The 20,757-nt window shown below is 70.3% G+C and carries 18 protein-coding genes; 8 read left to right on the top strand and 10 right to left on the bottom strand.

What is annotated here, in order from left to right:
* Positions 1-277: 277 nt before the first annotated feature.
* Genes crtY through ABLE93_RS08640 form a run of 4 tightly spaced genes read left to right on the top strand, consistent with a single transcriptional unit; the run spans position 278 to position 5,158 of the window.
* Positions 278-1,432 carry a lycopene beta-cyclase CrtY gene (crtY, locus tag ABLE93_RS08655; protein WP_348839295.1) on the top strand — a complete coding sequence of 385 codons (1,155 nt, stop codon included), beginning with the start codon at positions 278-280 and terminating at the stop codon, positions 1,430-1,432.
* On the top strand, positions 1,432-2,952 hold the full coding sequence (locus ABLE93_RS08650; protein ID WP_348839294.1) for a phytoene desaturase: 1,521 nt from the start codon (positions 1,432-1,434) through the stop codon (positions 2,950-2,952). Before crtY ends, ABLE93_RS08650 begins: the two co-directional genes overlap by 1 nt.
* Complete coding sequence (locus ABLE93_RS08645; RefSeq protein ID WP_348839292.1) at positions 2,949-3,914, top strand: phytoene/squalene synthase family protein; 966 nt, start codon at positions 2,949-2,951, stop codon at positions 3,912-3,914. The genes ABLE93_RS08650 and ABLE93_RS08645 overlap by 4 nt, the downstream gene beginning before the upstream one ends.
* The gene (locus ABLE93_RS08640; protein WP_348839291.1) at positions 3,911-5,158 is read left to right on the top strand and encodes a glycosyltransferase; all 1,248 of its coding nucleotides are present in this window, start codon (positions 3,911-3,913) and stop codon (positions 5,156-5,158) included. The genes ABLE93_RS08645 and ABLE93_RS08640 overlap by 4 nt, the downstream gene beginning before the upstream one ends.
* Here ABLE93_RS08640 and ABLE93_RS08635 read toward each other — a convergent pair.
* Genes ABLE93_RS08635 through pabB form a run of 3 tightly spaced genes read right to left on the bottom strand, consistent with a single transcriptional unit; the run spans position 5,133 to position 7,860 of the window.
* The gene (locus ABLE93_RS08635; RefSeq protein WP_348839290.1) at positions 5,133-5,684 is read right to left on the bottom strand and encodes a GNAT family N-acetyltransferase; all 552 of its coding nucleotides are present in this window, start codon (positions 5,682-5,684) and stop codon (positions 5,133-5,135) included. The two genes, ABLE93_RS08640 and ABLE93_RS08635, sit on opposite strands and share 26 nt — an antisense overlap.
* On the bottom strand, positions 5,681-6,472 hold the full coding sequence (locus ABLE93_RS08630) for an aminotransferase class IV (RefSeq protein ID WP_348839289.1): 792 nt from the start codon (positions 6,470-6,472) through the stop codon (positions 5,681-5,683). The genes ABLE93_RS08635 and ABLE93_RS08630 overlap by 4 nt, the downstream gene beginning before the upstream one ends.
* A complete protein-coding gene (gene pabB, locus ABLE93_RS08625) occupies positions 6,469-7,860 on the bottom strand; it encodes an aminodeoxychorismate synthase component I (protein ID WP_348839288.1) in 1,392 nt (463 codons plus the stop codon). The genes ABLE93_RS08630 and pabB overlap by 4 nt, the downstream gene beginning before the upstream one ends.
* 221 nt (positions 7,861-8,081) lie before the next feature.
* Here pabB and ABLE93_RS08620 point away from each other — a divergent pair, with 221 nt between their 5' ends.
* Complete coding sequence (locus ABLE93_RS08620; protein ID WP_348839287.1) at positions 8,082-9,794, top strand: thiamine pyrophosphate-binding protein; 1,713 nt, start codon at positions 8,082-8,084, stop codon at positions 9,792-9,794.
* A 48-nt stretch (positions 9,795-9,842) separates the two neighbouring features.
* On the opposite strand, the gene ABLE93_RS08615 is transcribed toward ABLE93_RS08620, so the two are convergent.
* A complete protein-coding gene (locus ABLE93_RS08615) occupies positions 9,843-10,208 on the bottom strand; it encodes a hypothetical protein (protein ID WP_348839286.1) in 366 nt (121 codons plus the stop codon).
* A gap of 310 nt (positions 10,209-10,518) precedes the next feature.
* Between ABLE93_RS08615 and ABLE93_RS08610 the strand changes: the two genes are divergently transcribed.
* Positions 10,519-10,899 (top strand): hypothetical protein, encoded by a 381-nt coding sequence (locus ABLE93_RS08610; RefSeq protein WP_348839284.1) that lies wholly within the window; start codon positions 10,519-10,521, stop codon positions 10,897-10,899.
* 57 nt (positions 10,900-10,956) lie between these two features.
* On the opposite strand, the gene ABLE93_RS08605 is transcribed toward ABLE93_RS08610, so the two are convergent.
* The 6 genes from ABLE93_RS08605 to galE all read right to left on the bottom strand — a co-directional run bounded on the left by ABLE93_RS08605 (position 10,957) and on the right by galE (position 17,927).
* Positions 10,957-12,459, bottom strand: a complete 1,503-nt coding sequence (locus ABLE93_RS08605; protein WP_348839283.1) for an amino acid permease — start codon at positions 12,457-12,459, stop codon at positions 10,957-10,959.
* Positions 12,460-12,557: 98 nt separating this feature from the next.
* A complete protein-coding gene (eutC, locus tag ABLE93_RS08600) occupies positions 12,558-13,334 on the bottom strand; it encodes an ethanolamine ammonia-lyase subunit EutC (protein ID WP_348839282.1) in 777 nt (258 codons plus the stop codon).
* Positions 13,331-14,719, bottom strand: a complete 1,389-nt coding sequence (locus ABLE93_RS08595) for an ethanolamine ammonia-lyase subunit EutB (RefSeq protein WP_348839281.1) — start codon at positions 14,717-14,719, stop codon at positions 13,331-13,333. The genes eutC and ABLE93_RS08595 overlap by 4 nt, the downstream gene beginning before the upstream one ends.
* Positions 14,720-14,806: 87 nt before the next feature.
* Positions 14,807-15,643, bottom strand: a complete 837-nt coding sequence (locus tag ABLE93_RS08590) for an amino acid ABC transporter substrate-binding protein (RefSeq protein WP_348839280.1) — start codon at positions 15,641-15,643, stop codon at positions 14,807-14,809.
* 258 nt (positions 15,644-15,901) lie between these two features.
* Positions 15,902-16,846 (bottom strand): NAD(P)/FAD-dependent oxidoreductase, encoded by a 945-nt coding sequence (locus ABLE93_RS08585; protein ID WP_348839279.1) that lies wholly within the window; start codon positions 16,844-16,846, stop codon positions 15,902-15,904.
* A gap of 52 nt (positions 16,847-16,898) precedes the next feature.
* Entirely contained in the window at positions 16,899-17,927 is a 1,029-nt protein-coding gene (galE, locus tag ABLE93_RS08580) for a UDP-glucose 4-epimerase GalE (RefSeq protein ID WP_348839278.1), read from the bottom strand.
* A 212-nt stretch (positions 17,928-18,139) separates the two neighbouring features.
* Here galE and ABLE93_RS08575 point away from each other — a divergent pair, with 212 nt between their 5' ends.
* Together ABLE93_RS08575 and ABLE93_RS08570 are read left to right on the top strand one after the other, a co-directional pair.
* Positions 18,140-19,540 (top strand): glycosyltransferase, encoded by a 1,401-nt coding sequence (locus tag ABLE93_RS08575; RefSeq protein WP_348839277.1) that lies wholly within the window; start codon positions 18,140-18,142, stop codon positions 19,538-19,540.
* 9 nt (positions 19,541-19,549) lie between these two features.
* Positions 19,550-20,755 carry a glycosyltransferase gene (locus ABLE93_RS08570; RefSeq protein WP_348839275.1) on the top strand — a complete coding sequence of 402 codons (1,206 nt, stop codon included), beginning with the start codon at positions 19,550-19,552 and terminating at the stop codon, positions 20,753-20,755.
* Positions 20,756-20,757 lie beyond the last annotated feature (2 nt).

Raw genomic sequence — 20,757 nt, 5'->3', positions numbered from 1 at the left:
GGGCCTTGTCCGGCCCAGAACCCGCTGTCCGGCGGTTGGCGTCCGGCACTCAGCCACGTTGCCGGCGCATTGCGCGCGCCGACGGGCCGGCACCCGCCGCTCGTCCTCCCCCGGTGCGGACGTAGTCGGGCGGGGCCCTCCCGGCAAGGCCGGCCACTGTCGCAGGGGCAGCGGGCCGCACCTTCCGCCTCGCGCTGGGTCAAGCAGGGGGTGACAGCCGCGGGCGGTGCGGCTATTCGGCTTGCGGGGGATGCAACCGTCGAGAAGCGGGGCTGGGATGGATATCGTTTTCGTAGGCGCCGGCCTCGCCAACTGCCTCATCGCCGCGCGCATCGCGGAGCGGCGGGCGAAGATCCGCGTGCTCCTGCTGGAAGCCGGCGAAAGCGTCGGCGGGAACCACAGCTGGTCCTATCATTCCAGCGACTTCGACCGCATGCAGCACGCCTTCCTCAGTCCCTTCCGCGCCTATTCCTGGATGGGGCACGATGTGCATTTCCCGGCCTATTCGCGCACCCTCAAGGGCCACTATGGCACCATCTCGTCGGACCGGCTCGCCCAGGTGATGCACGAGCGGCTCAATTCCTCCATCCGTCTCAATGCCAAGGTCGCCCATGTGGCGGGCGACCACGTGGTTCTGGCGGGCGGTGAGCGGATCGCCGCCGGGGCGGTGGTGGACGGGCGCGGCCAGGCGGAGAGCCGGCATCTCGACCTTGGCTTCCAGAAATTCCTCGGCCAGGAAATGCGGCTCGCCCGCCCGCACGGCCTCAACCGCCCGTTCATCATGGATGCGCGGGTGGAGCAGATCGACGGCTACCGCTTCGTCTACGTCCTGCCGCTCGATCCCCAGACGGTGCTGATCGAGGACACCTATTATTCCAGCGGCGCGGACCTGCCGGCCGACGCGCTGCGCGCGCGGATCGCCGCCTACGCCGCGGAACATGGCTGGCCGGTGGAGCAAGTGGTGCGCGAGGAAAGCGGCATCCTGCCCATCGCCATGGGCGGCGACATCGACGCCTTCCTCGCCGAGGCGCCCGCGGGGGTCGCCCGGGTGGGCCTGCGGGCCGGGCTGTTTCATCCCACCACCGGCTATTCGCTGGCGGATGCGCTCGACCTCGCCGACAAGATCAGCGAAATGCCGGACCTCTCCGGCCCGGCGATCTCGGCTTATGTGCGCCGGTACGCCGCCGAGCGGTGGAAGGGGCGCGGCTTCTTCCGGCTGCTCAATCGCATGCTGTTCCGCGCCGCCGTGCCGGAGCGGCGCTACGCGATCCTCGAGCGCTTCTATCGGCTGCCGGAGGACCTCATCGCCCGTTTCTACGGGGATCGTCTCACTTTTTCCGACAAGGCGCGTATCCTTACCGGGCGCCCGCCGGTATCGGTCTTGCGGGCGCTCGCCTGCCTTCCCGAGACCAAGTCCGCCGGTCACAGATAATGCTCGATGCCACGAAGACCTTCCGCCGCGCCGCCGTCATCGGCTCGGGCTTCGGCGGACTTGCCCTCGCCATCCGCCTCCAGGCGGCCGGCATCGCCACGACCGTCTTCGAGCAGCGCGATAAGCCGGGCGGTCGCGCCTATGTCTATAAGGATGCGGGTTTCACCTTCGACGGCGGACCGACCGTCATCACCGACCCGACGTGCCTCGAAGAGGTGTTCGCGGCGGCGGGGCGAAAGCTCTCGGACTATGTGGACCTGATGCCCGTCTCGCCCTTCTACCGGCTCATCTGGTCGGACGGGCGCCAGTTCGACTATGTGAACGACCAGGCCGCCCTCGATGCGCAGATCGCCGCCTTCGATCCGGCGGACGTGGAGGGCTACCGGCGCTTCTTCGCCTATTCCAAGGCGGTGTTCGAGGAAGGCTATCTCAAACTCGGCGCGGTGCCGTTCCTCAATTTCTCCGACATGATGAAGGCCGGCCCGCAGCTCATGAAGCTCCAGGCCTGGCGCTCGGTCTATTCCATGGTCGCGAGCTTCATCCGCGACGAGCACCTGCGCGAGGCCTTCTCCTTCCATTCGCTGCTGGTGGGGGGAAACCCCTTCTCAACCTCCTCCATCTATGCCCTCATTCACGCGCTGGAGCGCAAGTGGGGCGTGTTCTTCCCGCGCGGCGGCACCGGCGCGCTGGTCAACGGCATGGTGAAGCTCTTCACCGACCTCGGCGGCGAAATCCGCCTCTCGACGGCGGTGGACGAGATCCTGGTGGAGCAGGAGCGCGCCAAGGCGGTGCGGCTCAAGAGCGGCGAGACCATCGCGTTTGACCTCGTCGCCTCCAACGCCGACGTGGTCCACACCTACGCGCGCCTCATGCGCAATTCGGCGCGCGGACGGGCGGAAGGGGCGAAGCTCGCGCGCAAGCGCCATTCCATGTCGCTCTTCGTGGTCTATTTCGGCGCGAACCGCACCTGGGACCATCTCCAGCACCACACCGTGCTGTTTGGCCCGCGCTATCGCGGGCTGGTGGACGAGATCTTCAAGGGGCCGGGGCTGGCGGAGGATTTCTCCCTCTATCTCCATGCCCCGACCGTCAGCGATCCCTCGCTGGCGCCGCCCGGCTCCACCGCCTTCTACGTGCTCTCGCCGGTGCCGCACCTCGGCAAGGCGGACATCGACTGGGAGGTGGAGGGGCCGAAGTATCGCGACCGCATCCTCGCCCATCTGGAGGCGCGGCTGCTGCCGGGCCTGCGCGAAAGCCTCGTCACCACGCGCATCCTCACGCCCTTCGGCTTTCGCGACGAGCTCTCGGCGCACCACGGCTCGGCCTTCTCCGTCGAGCCCATCCTCACCCAGTCGGCGTGGTTTCGGCCGCACAATCGTGACGACAAGATCGCCAACCTTTATTTCGCCGGCGCCGGCACCCATCCGGGCGCGGGCGTGCCGGGCGTCGTGGGCTCGGCCAAGGCGACGGCCGGCCTGATCCTCGCCGACCTCGGCGTCACCGGGGCCGCGCGGGCATGAGCGGTGGCGCGGGCGCGGCAGACGTGGTCGGGGCGAGCGAGGCGGCCATTGCGCAGGGCTCCAAGAGCTTTGCCGCCGCGGCGCGGCTGTTCGCGCCGCGCATGCGCGAAGATGCGGTGATGCTCTATGCCTGGTGCCGCCATTGCGATGACGTGGTGGACGGGCAGGTGCTGGGGCACCGGCCGGGCGAGGCCGCGGCGGGCGACATCCCGTCCGGTGCCGCGTCAGCGGCCGAGCGGCTCGACGCTTTGTATGAGGAGACCCGCCGCGCCTATCGCGGCGCGCCCTCCGCCCATCCGGCCTTTGAAGCTTTCGCCGAAGTGGTGAGGCGTAATGAGATACCCGAGCATTACCCTCTCCAATTGCTGGAGGGCTTTCGCATGGACGTGGAAGATCGCCGCTACGAAACGCTCGATGACACGCTGACCTATTGCTACCACGTGGCGGGGGTGGTCGGCGTGATGATGGCGCTCATCATGGGCGCGCGGGACGAGGTGGTGCTCGATCGCGCCAGCGACCTCGGGCTCGGCTTCCAGCTCACCAACATCTCGCGCGACGTGATGGAGGATGCCGCCCTCGGCCGTATCTATCTGCCTGCGGATTTCCTCGCTGAGGCCGGCGTGCCGGAGGGAGAGATCGCGGCGCCGGCCCATCGGGCGGCGGTGGCCGGCGTCGTGGCCCGGCTGCTCGATGCGGCGGAGCCCTATTACGACCAGGCGGCCATCGGCATGCGGGCGCTGCCGTTCCGCGCCGCCGCGGCGGTGGGGGCGGCACGGGGCGTCTATCGCGCCATCGGCGTCGAGGTCCGCCGCCGCGGGCCGCGGGCGTGGGATGGGCGCGTCTCCACTTCGAGGGCGCAGAAGGTCGGCTTCCTCGCGCAGGGGCTCGCTTTGGCACTGGCGACCCGTTTCGCCGGCGCGGCGCCGGCGCGGCCGGTGCATCTGTGGACGCGGCCGGCATGACCCATTTCGCCATCGTCGCCCCGCCGCTGCCCGGCCATTACAATCCGCTGCTGGTGCTGGCCCGGACCCTCGCCGCGCGGGGCCATCGCACCACCTTCGTCCACATGGCGGACGCCGAGCGCCTCGTGACCGGCAAGGGCGCGGGCTTCGCCGCCGTCGGCGCACGGGATTATCCCGCCGGCGCGCTGGAGAAATACGTCGCGCGCCTCGCGCGGCCCAATGGCCTCTGGGGTCTCCTCGGCACGCTTAAGGCGACCGCCGCGCAGACCGACATGCTGTGCCGCGACCTGCCCGGCGTGCTGCGCGAGATCGGCGCCGACGCGGTCATCGCCGACCAGACGGAAGCCGCCGGCACGTTGGCGGCGCGCCATCTCGGCCTGCCGGTCATCTCCACCGCCACCGCTCTGCTGCTGAACCGCGAGCCGGGGGTGCCGCCGCCCTTCGTGCCGTGGCCCTATGAGGCGGGGGACAAGGGCGTCATCCGCAATAATGGCGGCTATCGCGTCACCGATCTCCTCATGACGCCCATGCGGCGGGTGCTGAAGCGCCATGGCACGGCCTTCGGGCTCGATCCGTTCGCCGACGGAGGCTTCTCGCAGCGCCTGACCGTCGCGCAGATGCCCCGGGGGCTCGATTTTCCCCGCAGCGCGCTGCCTGAAACGTTCCACTACGGCTCGCCCTGGCGCGACGCGGCCGGCGTGCCGAAGGCCGAGGCGCCGCTGCCCGATCAGGACGGCGCGCCGCTGGTGTTCTGCTCCTTCGGCACCCTGCAGGGCGGGCGCAGCGATCTCTTCCGCAAGGTGGCCCAGGCCGCGCGCGAGGTGGGCGTGCGCCTCCTGATCGCCCACGGCGGGCTGTTGTCGCGGTCGGAGGCACAAAGCCTCGGCGAAGCAGCGGAGGTGCGTGCATTCGTGCCTCAGCAGGAAGTGCTGAAGCGCTGCGCCGCGGCGGTGCTTCATTGCGGCATGAACACGGTGCTGGACGCCATGGCGGCAGGGGTGCCGCTGGTGGCCATGCCCATCGCCTTCGAGCAGCCGGCCACCGCCGCCCGCCTCGCCTATGCCGGCGTGGCCGAGGTGGTGCCGGCGGGCCGGGCGAGCCGCAGCCGCTTCGCCAAAGCCCTGTGGGCGGTGCTGGAAAACCCCGCCTACGGGCAAGCCGCGCGGCGCGTCGCGGCCGAGATGGCGGGGGGCGGGGGCGTCGGGAGGGCGGCCGACCTCATCGAGGCGGCGGTGCGGGCCTGAGGCGGTAGAGCACCTGCCGGCGGAGGAGGTGGCCCGGCGGAATCAGCGGGTAGTCGAAGTCGCCCTTTTCGTCCCGCACCATGCCGAGCCGTGTCATCACCGCCCGCGAACGGACATTGGCCGGCACGGTGATGGCGACGATCTCCTCCAGATTGAGCACGCCGAAGCCGAAGGCGAGCGCCGCCCGCGCCGCCTCGGTGGCATAGCCGCGGCCCCAGAAGGCGGGATCGAACCGCCAGCCGATCTCCACCGCTGGGGTGAAATGCGCCGCATAGGGCACATGAACGAGCCCGGTGTAGCCGGCGAAATCGGTGACGCCCGGCACTTCCACCACCCACAGGCCGAAGCCGTGGCGGGCGAAATGCGCCTCGGCCCGATCCGCGACCGCGTCGCTGGCGGCACGGTCGGCCAGGGGCATCAGGAATTCCATGGTGCGCGGATCGCTGTGCATCCGCCACAGCCCGTCGCGGTCCGATTGCCGCCAGGGGCGCAGCCGGAGGCGCGCGGTGGCGAGGCCCCCGCTCATGCGCCGGCGATGAGGGCGCGCAGCCGCGCCGCGACGGCGGCGGAGGGCAGGGTGCGGCCTTCCAGGTCCGCCACGGACCGCAGCCCGAGAGCGGAGCTCAGGAAGATCTCGTCCGCCTGATCCAGATCCTCGGGCGCCAATGACCGCTCGCGGGCGCCCTGGGCGAGGACGGCAGCGCGCATCACGCCGGGCAGCACGCCGTCGGCGAGGGGCGGCGTCACCAGTTCCCCGCGGATCACGGCGAACACGTTGGCGATGGAGGTCTCGGCCACACGGTCGCTGGTGTTGAGCAGCAGCGCGTCGTCGGCGCCGCGCCGGGCGGCCTCCTGCCGCGCCAGGATGCCGTCGAGATAATTGAGCGACTTCACCTGCGCCAGCGGCGAGCGCGCATTGCGGCGGGTGCATCGGGCCACCACCAGCCGCGCCGGCGGCGGCGCCGGCGGCAGGGGCGCGGCGGTGATGACGAGGGTGGGCTTCGGCTCGGCCGGCGGCAGGACCCCGCGCGGACCGACGCCGCGCGTCAGCGTGAGGCGCAGGACGCCCTCGGTCAAAGCGTTGGCCGTGGCTGTGGCGGCGAGGGCGGCGGCAAGGTCGAGCGCGGGGAGCGGCAGGCCGAGCACCTCGGCCCCGGCGGCGAGGCGGGCGAGGTGGGCCTCGCGGCGCAGCACGTCCCCGCCCTTGACGCGCAGCGTCTCGAACAGCCCGTCGCCGAGGGTGAAGCCGCGATCGAAGGGGGAGACGCGGGCGTCGTCTTCCTCCACCAGCGCGGTGCCGAGAAACAGCTTCACGGCGCATCCCCCGACAACGCCCGGAGCATGGGCGAGAGCTTGATGAGGCTTTCCTCATATTCGTCCGCCGGATCGGAATCCGCCACGATGCCCCCACCCGCCTGCGTCAGCAGGGTATCCCCCACGCGGGTGATGGTGCGGATGACGATGGAGGAATCCATGGCCCCGTCAAAGCCGATCCAGCCGATGGAACCGCAATAGACCCCGCGGGGGGCGGGTTCCAGCTCGTGGATGATCTCCATCGCCCGGATCTTCGGCGCGCCGGTGATGGAGCCGCCGGGAAAGCAGGCCTTCAAAAGGTCCACCGGACCGAGCCCGGCCTCAAGCCGGCTTTCCACCACCGAGACCAGGTGATGGACGCTGGCGAAGGTCTCCAGCGCACACAGCACGGGCACCTTCACGCTGCCGACCCGGGAGACGCGCGAGAGATCGTTGCGCAGCAGGTCCACGATCATCAGGTTTTCCGCCCGGTCCTTCTCGGAGGCGAGGAGGGCGGCGGCAAGGCGCGCGTCCTCGGCCGGATCGGGACTGCGCCGGCGGGTGCCCTTGATGGGGCGCGTCTCCACCCGCCCGTCGGCGGAGAGCGACAGGAAGCGCTCCGGCGAGGCGCTGAGCACCGAGAGGTCGGGACCGGCCCGCAGGAAGGCGGCAAATGGCGAGGGGCTGATGCGCCGCAGCCGCGCGTAGAGGTCGAGGTCACTCAGGCCCTCGGGCATCGGTGCCCGCATCTGGTGGGTGATGTTGGCCTGGAAGATGTCGCCGGCGCGGATGTATTCGATGGTCCGCGCGACCGCCGCCTCCACGTCCCCCCGAGGCTGGTCGGGCGCGAAGGCGCCGGTGCGGCGCAAATCAGGGGCGGGAGCCTCGGCGGGCGCGGCTTCGAGGCGGGTTAGGAGGGCATCGGCCCGCCGTTTCGCTCGCGCTTCCTCTTCCGCGCCGGCCGCGGGACGGCCGGTGGAGACGATGAAGCCGCGGCGCGCCTGCCGGTCGAAGGCGAGGATCGTGTCGTAAAAGCCCACCGACATCTCCGGCACCGGCGGATGGCCGGCGCGCGGCTGGGGCAGGCGCTCCAGATGGCGGCCGAGTTCGTAGCCGAAATAGCCCATGGCACCGCCGACGAAGGGCACCGGGCCGTCGCTCGGTGGCAGCGCGTCGGCCGCGAGCATCCGCGCGAGAACCTCGAAGGGCGTGCCGGGCACGCGGCTGCCATCGATCCGGACGCCGTCCGGGCCGCTGGTGAGGAAGGCATAAGGGTCCGTGCCGATATAGGACCAGCGCGAGCGCACGTCGCCCTCCGCCGCGCTGTCGAGGAAGGCGCAACGGGGATCGGCGGCGAAGGCCTGGAACGCGGCGAACGGGTCGCGGTACGGAATTTCAACGATAAGCACGGGCGGGCGACCGATTCGAGACGCTTGGAAACCAACAACGCAGGCCCCCAAGATGGCGTCCCGCACGCGCTCCGGCAAATCGGTGCGGCGGGGCGAGAGGACGCAGCCTCTCCCTGACGCGTCCGTGCGGCGGCCGGGCCATTTCAAGTCAGAGCGCATTTTCGGCTAAGAAGGGGCGCCGGCACCGGCCGGCCTCTTCCTCCGCGCATCCGGGCCATAGCATGCAGCACCCCGTGAAAGTCCGCTCCGGCGGCGAGATCCTGGTGGACGCCCTGAAGATCCACGGCGTCGATACCGTGTTCTGCCTGCCGGGCGAGAGCTTCCTGCCGGCCCTCGATGCTCTGGCCGGGGCGGCGGATGTCATCCGCACCATCATCACCCGCCATGAATCGGCGGCGGCCAACATGGCCGAAGCCTATGGCAAGCTCACCGGACGGCCGGGGGTGTGCTTCGTCACCCGCGGGCCGGGCGCAAGCCACGCGGCAATCGGCGTCCATACCGCGTCGCAGGATTCGACCCCCCTTGTGCTGCTGGTCGGGCAGGTGGACTCCGGAACGCGCGGCCGCGATGCATGGCAGGAGGTGGACTATCCCGCCATGTTCGGCGGCATGGCCAAATGGGTGGCGGAGGTGGACCGGCCCGAGCGCATCCCCGAGCTGATCTCCCGCGCCTTCCACCTGGCGGTGGCGGGACGGCCGGGCCCCGTGGTGCTCGCGCTGCCGGAGGATGTTCTGGGCGCCGCGGCGGCGGTGGCGGATGCCGGCCCCTACAGCCGCGTGGCGGCCCACCCCGGCGTTGCCGACCTCGCCCGGCTTGCCGCGATGATCGAGGCGAGCGCACGGCCCATGGTCATCGTCGGCGGGGGCGGATGGGATCGGGCGGCCTGTGACGACTTCCAGGCCTTCGTGGAGGCCTTCGACCTGCCGGTGGCCGCCGGCTTCCGCCGCCAGGACATTCTCGACAACCACCATCCCAATTATGTGGGCCACGCCGGGCTCGGCCCCAGCGCGAAGCTCGCCGCCCGCATCCGCGCCGCCGACCTCGTGATCGCCGTGGGCGGCCGGCTCGGCGAGACCACCACGGGCGGATACACCCTCTTTGACCTGCCCCGGCCTGCGCAGCGGCTGGTGCACGTTCATGCCGACGCGCAGGAGCTGGGCCGGGTCTATCAGGCCGATCTCGCCATCAACGCGGGCGTGCGGGAGTTCGCGGCTGCGGCGGCGACCCTGCGGCCGACCGGGACGGCCCCCGGCTGGAGCACCGAGGTGAAGACCGCCCGCGCCGACTACCTCGCCGATCAGGTCCCGGGGTCCATGCCGGGCCGCCTCGACCTCGGAGCGGTGATGGTCGAGCTGCGCGCGAGCCTGCCAAAGGACGCGATCATCGCCAACGGCGCCGGCAACTACGCCATCTGGGTCCACAAATTCCACCGCTACGGCGGCTTCCGTACCCAGCTGGCGCCGACCTCCGGCGCCATGGGCTACGGCCTGCCGGCGGCCATTGCGGCGAAGCTCATCCATCCCGAGCGGGAGGTGATCTGCTTCGCCGGCGATGGCTGCTTCCAGATGGCGCTGCCGGAGCTCGCCACCGCCTGCCAGCATCGCGCCGGCGTGGTGATCGTCGTGGTGAACAACGGGATCTACGGCTCCATCCGCATGCACCAGGAGCGCGAATATCCCGGCCGGGTGTTCGCCACGTCGCTGGAGAATCCGGACTTTCCCGCTCTCGCCCGCGCCTATGGAGCGTTCGGCGAAAGGGTGGAGGAGACGGCCGCCTTCGCCGCCGCCTTCGCACGGGCGCGGGCCTTCGCCGCCGCCGAACGCAAGCCCGCCTTGCTGGAGCTGCTCATCGACCCCGACGCCATCACTCCGTCCTCGACCCTTTCGGGCCTTCGCGCCGCGGCGCTTGCGGCCGGGCGCGGCACGGGTCACTGAGCGCGGCGTTCGGCGACGGGCGGGCTCCGACCCGAAGCCCTCTGACGCTCAGGCGGCGCGGGCGAACGGGGGCTGGGGCTCGTCCCGGGGCGTGTCGAGCTGGGTGGCGCTCAGCATGCGGCTCTGCACCAGCTCGGCCACTTCCAGCAACTCGCTGCTCCAGGCGAGGGCGGACTGCTGCAGGAACGCGGCCTCGCGGGTCATGAGGGCTGAGGGGTTCGGCTCGCGGGCGAGATCGCCCAGGATCTGCACCTGCTCCTGCACCTGCCGGCCGACGAACTGCTGCATGTGGGCGGTCACCGCCACCGGGCAGTCGAAGAACAGGGTTTTCCACATGGTCAGCGGCCAGGCCATGGGCGGCGTGCCGGGGGTGAGGGCACGCGCAAGGCCCTGAAGCATGACGGAATCGTTCATGGCGGTTTCTCCCGTTGGCGATGCGCGGTTGGCGCAAGCGTCCTGCCGCATCCTATGGATTTAACATCACACCGATGTGGGTCTTTGGCGTTGCGCGAGGTCAAATGCCTTGCGTCGCGGATCGGGGAAAATCACATTCCCTGCGTCGCCCTCTTCAGGGGCCGGCGCTCATTTTCGCGCTCTTGTCGTCCGGTGCAAGCAGAGCCTTTGCGCGCTGGGGCGGGAAGGGCGCGAAGCCGTCCATTGTCAACGCATCGTGATGGCGCAGGGCCGCGATGCACAAGCCCGCTTGGCCGGGGAGGAAAACAACATGTCCCAGTTGCCGCACGGCTTCCGTCAGATCCGCATGGAACTGGCCCGGGAGAAGGGGCACCCGGAAGGCGCCCGCGATGTGGGCTATAGCTTCGTCGCGCCGCTGGATTCAGCCGGCCGCATCAACGCGGCGGAATGGGCCAAGCACAAGGACAGCTGCCGGGTGGTGAAGTTTCGCCCGGACGAGGCCGACGAGGTGGGCCATCTGGTGCGCCGTCCCGGCGGGAGCTGGGCGTTTCGCTACGACATCAAGGGGGCGGATGACGACGAGGCCGGCTACCGCTTCGGCGACGAGCGGTTCGAGGTGGGCGAGTATGTTTCGGTCCATGAGGACGACGAGATGCACACCTTCCGCGTGGTCTCCGTCCAGCCGGTGTGATGGAAAGGCCCGCCGCCAGGACTGACCGGCGGCGGGCCTTCACCTTGCGGGATCGTCTCAGTAGCTCTTGTACTCGGCGGTGCCCTTGGAGAGGGCGAACTCCTCCTCGGGGGAGAGCACCAGCCGGTGGCGGCCGAACGCGGCGAAATAGGCGATGCCTGCCGCGAACCAGATGGCGACGCCGATCACGCCGTTGCGGTAGATCGGGTCGGACAGCTGGAAATAGATGGTGACGAGGGCGATCACGATGGTCGCCACCGCTCCCGGTATGCCGAACGGGCTCACATAGGGCCGCTCGATGTGCGGCATGTTCCTGCGCATGAGGATGAAGGAAATCGCCTGCATGATGTAGGACAGCATGGCGCCGAACACCGCCATGTTGAGCAGCGTGCCGCCGATGACCGCGGCGCCGGCTTCCGCCCCCAGCGCGAACCAGATGGCGAGCATGATGACGAGACCCACCACCGCGCCGGCCACCATGGCGACGTGGGGCGTCTTGCGGCCGCCATGGGTCACCGAGAGGCCACGCGGGAAGTAGCCCGCCCGCGACAGGGAATAGATCTGCCGGCCCTGAGCATAGATGATGGTGTGGAAGGAGGCGATCAGCCCGATCACCGCCACCAGCGCCAGAAGCTTGGCGAGGCCGTCGCCATAGATGGCCTTGAAGCCGTCCAGCAGCGGCTCCAGCGAGGTGGAGAGGCCGAACGAGCCGTTGGCCACCGAGGCGTTCAGCCACAGGATCATGAAGGCGGAGACGATGAGCGTCGCCATGCCCAGCATGATGCCGCGCGGCATGTCGGTCTTCGGATCAACCGATTCCTCCGCCGCCAGCGGCAGCTGCTCGATGGCGAGGAACAGCCAGACCGCGAAGGGCAGGGCCGCCAGGGCGCCGCCGATGCCGAACGGCAGGAAGGGGCCGCCACCGTTGGGCAGCTCCACGGCCGTCCCGTCCGGCCCGACGCCGATGTTGAGCGCCCAGCGCGAGAAGTTCGCCACCGGAATAGCGCTCACCCAGAAGGCGACGAGGCAGGCGAGGGCGGCGAGCGTCACCACCAGCGTCACGCGGAAGGAGAGCTCCACGCCGGCGATGTTGAGGCCGACGAAGACGATGTAGCCGAAGATCCAGTACACCGGCTGGAATGCCGGCGGGGTCCCGAAGATGGAGCCCATGTAGGAGCCGATGAAGGACACCACCACCGCCGGGGTGATAACGTATTCCACATTCTCGCACAGGCCGGTGACGAAGCCGCCCCACGGCCCCATGGTGGTGCGGGCGAAGGAATAGGCGGCCCCGGTGTGCGGCAGCGCCGGCGACATCTCGGCGATGGAGAAGGTGAGGCCGAGATACATGATGGCGATGATGACCGCGGCGATGAACATGCCGCCCCATCCGCCCGAGGCGATGCCGAGATTCCAGCCGGAGAAATGGCCGGAGATGACCGCGCCGACGCCGAGCGCCCACAGCGACCACACCCGTGCGTGCCGCTTCAGGGCGCGCTGCTCGAAATAGGAGACGTCCACCGTGGTGTAGGTGACGCCGGATTTGCTGCCTTCGGCCATGGTACCCAGCCCTCCGTGCTCGCGCCCGCCTGCGGCCGGCGCGCTTGACTGACAGGCAACTTTGTTGCCACGCCAGGATCGCGAACCGTGGCAGCTCCTCAACCATGGCCAAGGCGCAGCGGCGGAAGCCCGGACTCCAGCAGGAGGTCGCTCTCGTCCTTCAGATCCACGCCCGTCAGACGGCGGGCGAACGCCTCCCGGATGTGCCAGGCGAGCTTGAATGCGGCCAAATCGTAGGCAAGACCCTGCGGGCGCACGTTGGAGATGCAGTTGCGCTCGGCGTCCGAGCGGCCGACCCTGGGCGCGAAGGTGAGGTAGAGCCCGAGGCTGTCGGGGGAGGAGAGGCCGGGCCGCTCGCCCACCAGCAGAACGCAGGCGCGGGCTTTCAGACGCTCCCCCACTTCGTCGCCCAGCGCCACGCGGGCCTGGGAGGCCACTGCGACCGGCGCCAGCGTCCACCCTTGTTCCGCGATCCAGGGTTTCAGCGCGGCGAGGAAGAGGGCGGCATGGGCATGGACGGCGGCGGAAGACAGACCGTCGGCCACCACGATGGCGAGGTCCGCCGGTTCACCCGCGGCGGCATCGAGGGCGGCGCTGCTCTCCTGCGACAGGCATCGGCCGAGGTCGGGCCGGCGCAGATAGACATCCCGCGCGGTGGCGGCGCTCGCCACCTGCAGGGTCTCAAACCCCAGTGCCTTCAGCTGGGCTTCCACCCCATCGGCATCGAACGGCGTGTGCACCGCGTCGCGCGCCTGGGCGTGGGCGAGGGAGAAGCGCAGCACCTCCTGGGTCGGCAGGCTCGCGCCGGTGCGGCCGAGCGCGATGCGCGCGGGCGTGTACCGGGCGAATTTCAGCCACGGGTCGCGTTCGATCATGCGGCGCGCTCCGCCACATAGCCGAGGAGCGGATGGCGCCCGTCGGCTGGCAGCAGCCGCCCGTCGTCGCCGGTGATGGCCATCTTCTCCAGCCACGCCTCGAACTCGGGCGCCCGCTTCAGGCCCAGCACCTCGCGGATGTAGAGCGCGTCGTGGAAGGACGTGGACTGATAGTTCAGCATCACGTCGTCGGCGCCGGGAATGCCCATGATGTAGGTGACGCCCGCCGCGCCGAGGAGCGTCAGCAGCGTGTCCATGTCGTCCTGATCGGCCTCGGCATGGTTGGTGTAGCAGACGTCCACGCCCAGCGGCACGCCGAGCAGCTTGCCGCAGAAATGATCCTCCAGCCCGGCGCGGATGATCTGCTTGCCGTCATAGAGATATTCCGGGCCGATGAAGCCCACCACCGTGTTCACCAGCAGCGGATGGAAGGCGCGGGCGACGCCGTAGGCGCGCGCTTCCAGCGTCTGCTGGTCGACCCCGTGATGGGCGCCGGCGGAGAGGGCCGAGCCCTGGCCGGTCTCGAAATACATGGCGTTCTGCCCCACGGTGCCGCGCTTCAGCGCTCGGGCGGCGTCGGCCCCCTCGGCGAGCACGTTCAGGTCGACGCCGAAGGAGCGGTTGGCTCCCTCGGTGCCGGCGATGGACTGGAACACCAGATCCACCGGCGCGCCGCGCTCCATCAGGGCGATGGAGGTGGTGACGTGGGTCAGCACGCAGCTCTGGGTGGGGATCTCGAAGCGGCTGATGACTTCGTCCATCAGCTTCAGCAGTCGGTCGATCACCGGCACGCTGTCGGACGCCGGGTTGATGCCGATGACCGCGTCGCCGCAGCCATAGAGCAGGCCGTCGAGGATGGCGGCTGAAATGCCCGCCGCATCGTCCGTGGGATGGTTGGGCTGGAGCCGCACCGCCATGGTGCCGGGCAAGCCGATGGTGTTGCGGAACCGCGTGACCACCCGGCATTTCCTGGCCGCCAGGATGAGGTCCTGGTTGCGCATGATCTTCGACACCGCCGCCGCCATCTCCGGGGTCAGGCCCGGCGGGAGGCGGGCGAGAGCTTCCGGCGTTGCCTGCGGGGAGAGCAGGTGGTCGCGGAAATCGCCCACCGTCATGGCAGAGACCGGGGCGAACGCCGCGGCATCATGGGTGTCGAGGATGAGGCGGGTCACCTCGTCGCCCTCGTAGGGCACCAGCGGCTCGCTGAGGAAGGCTTTCAGCGGCACCTCGGCGAGGCACATGCGGGCGGCGACGCATTCTTCCGCGGTCGCGGCGGCGATGCCGGCCAGCATGTCGCCAGAACGCGGCGGCGTCGCCTTCGCCATCACCTCCTTCAGGTCCGAAAACACGAAGGATTTCGCGCCGATGCGATGGGTGTAGGCCATGGCTGGCTCCGCTGCGCAACAGGACCGGGTGCGGGTCGTCGCCCCCGGGATGAGGGTGCAACAAATATGCCTGTGGGGAAACGGGCCCTATTTGGGCACGCCGTTGATGACGAAGAGCGCGTTGAGGAACTGGTCGGGGGGAAACTTGCCGAAGCTGCGCGCATAGATGTCGCGGATGCGGTCGGTGCGGTAGAGGTCGGCGAGGGTGGTGTCCACCAGCAGGCGGAACGTCTGGTCGCCCCTTGGCAAAGCGAGGGCGTAGGTCTCGAAGGTGAAATACTGGTCCGACAGGGTCAGCCGATTGCCGAACGGCGCGTTGGCGATGAGGTAGCTCAGAATGCCCCGGTCGCCGAAATAGGCGTCCAGCTTGCCGTCGGCGAGATGCTTGAGCCCCTCGGGGTGGTCGTTCACCGAGACGATGGTGGCGGCGATGCCCATCTGTCCGAGAGTGGCGCGCAGCGTCTCCTCGGTGGTGGTGCCCTTGAGCACGCCCACCTTCTTGTCGCGCAGTTCCTCCAGCCCCTTCACCGCCGGTCCGCGGGTGACCACTCCGGCCCCGTCCACGAAGGTGGGCAGCGAGAAGTCCACCAGCGACCTGCGCGACATGGTCATGGAGGTGGGCTCGCACAGAATGTCGATCCGTCCGTCGCGGACCGCCTCGAAGCGGTCCTCCGCCGTCACCTTCACGAACTCCACCTTGAGGTTGGGCAGCTTCTGCGAGCGCTTCAGCGCGTCGGCCACCTCGCGGCACAGGTCGACGATATAGCCCGCCGCCTGGCCGTTGCCGGCCGCATAGGAATAGGGCGGGGCGAAATGGCGATAGCCGATGCGGAAGGCCTCGCCCTGCGCCAGCCGGTCCAGCGTTTGCGCCGCGGCCGATACGGGACCGGCCAGCACGCCGAGCGCGAGGATGAGAAATAACACTATCCTGCCGTGCACAACCCTGCGTCCGACTTCACCCTGCAGCGGGTTGTCCCCGCTCGCTTGTGCGGCACCCATCGTTGCCCCCCTGCGATCCCTGACCGCTGTAATCTTGCCCCGGCAAACGCGGCGGGCCAAGGCCTTAGCGCAACAGGCCCTCAGGCGGGCGCCCCGCAACGCGGGCGCTCACTGTGACCGGTCTGCGGATACCATCGGTTGCGCCCCAGCGGCACCCGGCCGGCGCCGCGCGCCTGAGCGCGCTCAACGCGTCCTCGGGAAGGGCTCCCGGCGCGCCGCAGGCTCCGGAGCCGCCGCGCGGCGCACCCGCTCGGCGAAGCGGGCCACCGCGTCCTGCTCCAGGGTGCGCTGGATGGCCTTGGCCGCCACCACGCCGTCGGCCATGGAGGTGACGCAGCACGGATGCATGCGCTGGGCGATCTCGCCAATGGCATAGAGGCCGGGGATGGCGGTCTCGCAATCGACGCTGGTCTCCACGAAGCCGCGCGGATCCCGCCTCAAGTTGAGATGCCGCGCGTAGGGCAGATAGGGCTCCCAGCCGTACAGGACGAGAATGCGGTCGAAGCGCGCGCCGTCCACGCTCGGCTCCGCCGGGTCGACCGCATAGGGGCCGATGCGCACGTCCGCCGGCGGCACCTTCTCCAGGAACTCGCGGCGTGCGCGGATGGTGCGGGCGAACAGGGTGATGCGGCCGGCGCCGCGCTTGCGCACGAAGATGTAGTTCTCGAACGCATTGTCGCCGCCCCCGAGGATGGCGACGGAGCGGCCCTCGAAGCCGGCGTTGAACAGGGTCTGGCCGGGGCCGATGATGACCGTGTCGGAATCGGTAAAGCCGCCCTTCACCGGCCGCACGCCGGTGGCGAGCACGCAGGTCCGCCCGAGGATGATTTCGCCGCCCGTCGTGGTGACGCGGAAGCCGCCCTTCACCACCTCCAGCTCGCTCACCGCCTCGCCGAGGCGGCAGACGATGTCGTGCTCCTTCAGGTGGCGGTCGATGTCGGCGGCGATCTCGAGCCCCGTCTTGTCGCGGACCGGGGCGATCCAGGCGTTGGGATAGGGATTGTCGTTCTGCAGCCCGCCCAGCGCCTGCCGCCGCTCGACGAGGCACGGGCGGAAGCCGAGCATCTTCAGCCACAGGGCGCAGGACGATCCGGCGGGGCCGCCCCCGATGATGACCGCGTCGAACATGACAGAAGCCGCTCTGCGCTGCGCCCGCCGCGGGCGGGCCTGATCCGCCAGCTTATGCGAGGCGGCCGCCGGCTGCCATACCGCCAGAGCCCGCAGACCCGGCGCGCCGGGCGAGCTCCGCCTCCCACGCGAGGGCGGAGCGCACGATCATCTCCAGATCGTCGAACTGCGGCCGCCAGCCGAGCTCGGCCTGGATGCGGCGGGAATCGGCGACGAGGCAGGGCGGGTCGCCGGGCCGGCGAGGCTTCGGGACGACCGGAAAGTCGACGCCCGAGACCTTGCGCACCACGTCCAGCACCTCGCGCACCGAGAAGCCGCGGCCATAGCCGCAATTGTAGACAAGGGGCGCGCTGCCGGCGCGCAGCGCGTCGAGCACGGCGAGATGGGCGTTGGCCAGATCGGTGACATGCACATAATCGCGGATGCAGGTGCCATCCGGCGTCGGGTAATCCTCGCCATAGACCTCCACCACCGGGCGCTTTCCGGCCGCCGCCTCCGCCGCCACCTTGATGAGATGGGTGGCGCGGGCCGAGGACTGGCCGATGCGGCCCTTGGGCTCGGCGCCCGCCACGTTGAAGTAGCGCAGCATCGCGTAGGAGAAGCCGTGCGCGGCTGCGATGTCGGCGAGCATCCATTCGGTGGCGAGCTTGGAGCGCCCATAGGGTGTGATGGGGCGCTTGTCGGCCGACTCGGGAATGAGGTCGGTGCCCGCCTCGCCGTAGACCGCGGCGGTGGAGGAGAAGATCACCCGCTGCACGCCGCAGTCCACCGCGGCCTCGAACAGCGCGCGCGAGCGCACCGTGTTGTTCATGTAGTAGTCGAGGGGCTGCGCCATGGAGTCCACCACCACGATGCGCGCCGCGAAATGGGCGATCTCCGCGATGCCGCGCCGGCGCAGCACGCCGGCCACCAGCTCGGTGTCGCCCACGTCGCCCACCACCAGCTCCACGCCGTCCGGCACGGCATGGCGGTGGCCGGTGGAGAGATCGTCGAGCACGACGACCTCCTCGCCCCTGTCCACCAGCTCGTGAACCATGTGACTGCCGATATAGCCGGCGCCGCCGGTAACGAGGATCGTCATAGTCTGGTCCCGGTGGGTCCCCCGGCTCCGGTTTCGCCCATGCGAAGGCTGCGCGCAACCACCGGATGCGGGTCCATTCCGCCAATGGTGGAGTAGCAAGTCGTCGCCGGGTGTGCTTCCTGAGCGGGGGAGGGGGTTGTGTTTGGGGTTGCGCTGGTAGCGGCGTACACGCTAAGCGGTGAGGCAGACCCTTGAGCATGAGTTGCGAGCCGATGCGTAAAGACCCCCTCGCGGGCGGACCTCCACCCCCGCGGCCTTTGCGCGTCGCGCTTTTCGTCCATGCCTTCTATCCCGAGCATGTCTACGGCACCGAAGCCTATACGCTCACGCTGGCGCGACAGATGCGCAACCTTGGCCATGACCCGGTTGTGGTGACCGCCCGCGCCTCCGACGAGCCGCCGCAGGGCGAGGAGATCGCGCGCTATACCGTCGAGGGCATCCCCGTGCTGCGCATCGACCGCAACCGGGCGCCGGCGCGCTCGGCGCGGGAGGATTACGACATGCCCGCCCTCGCGCCGCTGCTCACGCGCATCCTGCGCGAGATCGCGCCGGACGTGGTGCACATCTGCCATCTGAGCAATTTCACTGCCGTCCTGCCGGAGGTGGCGGCCAGCCTCGGCATACCGATCTTCGCCACCCTGACCGACTTCTTTAACCTGTGCCTGACCACGACCCTCCAGGCGACGGACGGGCGGCTGTGCGGCGGGCCGGATGCCGTGCGCGCCAACTGCCTGTCCTGCGGGCTCGGCATGCGCGGCACGGAGCGGTCCGGTCTCTTCTGGGGGACCCTGGCGCAACCGGCGCTGCGCGACGCTGCCGGCGCGCTTGCGGCCCGGGTGGCCTTCGCTCTGCCGGGGGCCATGGGGCGGGACGCGCGGGCGGTCATCGACCGGCCGGATGCCCTGCGCGCGGCCATGGCCCGCTGCCGGGCGGCCATCGCCCCCAGTGCCTTCCTCCAGCACCTGTTCGAGCGCAACGGCGCGACGGTGCCCCTGGTGCGCAGCACCTTCGGGATCGACATCGATCGCCGGCCCAAGCCGCCGGCCCCGGCCCAACCCGTCCGCTTTGGCTTCATGGGGCAGATCAGCTATCACAAGGGCCCGCATCTGATGCTCCAGGCCCTGCGGCGGCTGCCGCCGGATGTGTTCACCCTCGACTTGTGGGGCTCCGAGCAGCAGGACCCGGCCTATTCGCGCGACCTGCGTGCGGTGGCGGCGCCCATGCCGGTGCGCTTCCGCGGCACCTTCTCCGAGGCCGAGATGGCGGATCTTCTGGCCGGCATCGACGTGCTGATCCTGCCCTCGACCTGGTTCGAGAACGCGCCCCTCACCCTGCTCAAGGCTCTCGCGACCCACACGCCGGTCATCGTCGCCGACGTGCCGGGGATGACCGAATTCGTCGAGGAGGGCGTCAACGGCTTCGCCTTCCCCCGCGGCGATGCGGAAGCGCTGGTGCCGGTGCTGCGGCGCTTCGTGGACGACCCGGGCCTTGCCGCCCGCATGAGCCGCACCACCGCCTACGACCGCACCGAGCGCGACATGGTGCTGGACGTCCTCGCCCTCTATCGCAGCCATGGGCCGGTGACGGCGGGCACGGCCGCCCTGACGGCCTGAGGGGAGAGGATGCGCATCGCCATCCTTGCCTCGGGTTATCTGCCGGTGCTCGACGGCGTCACCGTGAGCCTCGCCGCCCGCGTGCGCCGCCTTGCCGCCGCGGGACACGCGGTGCTGCTGATGGCGCCGCGTGCCGCGCGCCCGCCGGAGCCCGAGGCGCTGCCCGCGGGCGTCACCTTCGTCGCCCTCGACAGTGCGCCCTTTGGTGAAGCGGCGGGCGATCATAATGTGCGGCCCGCCGCCCGTGCCGCCATCGAGCGCGCGCTCGACGCCTTCCGGCCCGACGTGATCCATGTGGACGAGCCGGAGCGGCTGGCGCTGGGCCTGCGCCGGGTGCCCGCCCGCGCTTATGCGCGCCGCCACGGCATCCCGCTGCTGGCTTTCTTCCACACCAATTTCATGGACTATGCCGGGGCCGGCGGCGGCCTTCCCTCCGGTCTGCTGGGGCCGGTGCGGGCGCTCGGCTGGCGGGCCGTCGCGCGGCTGTACAACGGCTTCGACGCGACGCTGGTGCCGAGCCCGGCGAGCCTTGTCCGGCTTCAGCGCTTCGGCCTCGCCAACGGCGTGTGCGGCCCCTTCAACGGCGCCGACACGGCGGCCTTCACCCCCGATCTGCGCCGGTCCGGCTATTGGGCCGGCCGCGGCCTGCCGTCGCTCGAGGGGCGGGTGGTGATGCTCGTCGCCGGCCGGCTCACCCCGGACAAGGGCTGGGACGCCTGGGGGAGGGCGCTGCCCGCCCTCGCGGCGCGGCTGGGACCAAGCCTCGCCATGGTCATCGTCGGGGATGGCGCGCTGATGCCGGAGGTGCGGCGCATGGCGGAGCGGGTCGGGACCGTGCACGTAATCGGCGCCGTGCCGCATCCCCAGATGCCGGCGCTGTTCGCCAACAGCGCGCTCTACGCCACCCAGTCGCGCTGCGAGAATGCGAGCCTTGCGGTCTATGAGGCGCTGGCGAGCGGCCTGCCGGTGATCGGGCCCCGCGCTGGCGGCCTGCCGGGGCAGGTGCGGGACGGGGAGACCGGACTGCTCTTCGCGCCGGGCGACGTCGCGGGCTTCGTCGCGGCGGCGGCGCGGCTGGTGGAGGACGAGGGCGCGCGGGCCGCCATGCGGGCGGCGGCGCTGGCCGAGCGGCCACGGCTCGGCTGGGACCGGGCGGTCGAGGCATGGCTGGAGGCGGTTGCCGCGCACGTGCCGGCGAGCAAGGCCCGCGGCTGAGT

The sequence above is a fragment of the Xanthobacter pollutisoli genome (genome assembly GCF_040044995.1).
Lineage (GTDB): Bacteria > Pseudomonadota > Alphaproteobacteria > Rhizobiales > Xanthobacteraceae > Xanthobacter.
This window is presented reverse-complemented; position numbering and strand designations above follow the sequence as displayed.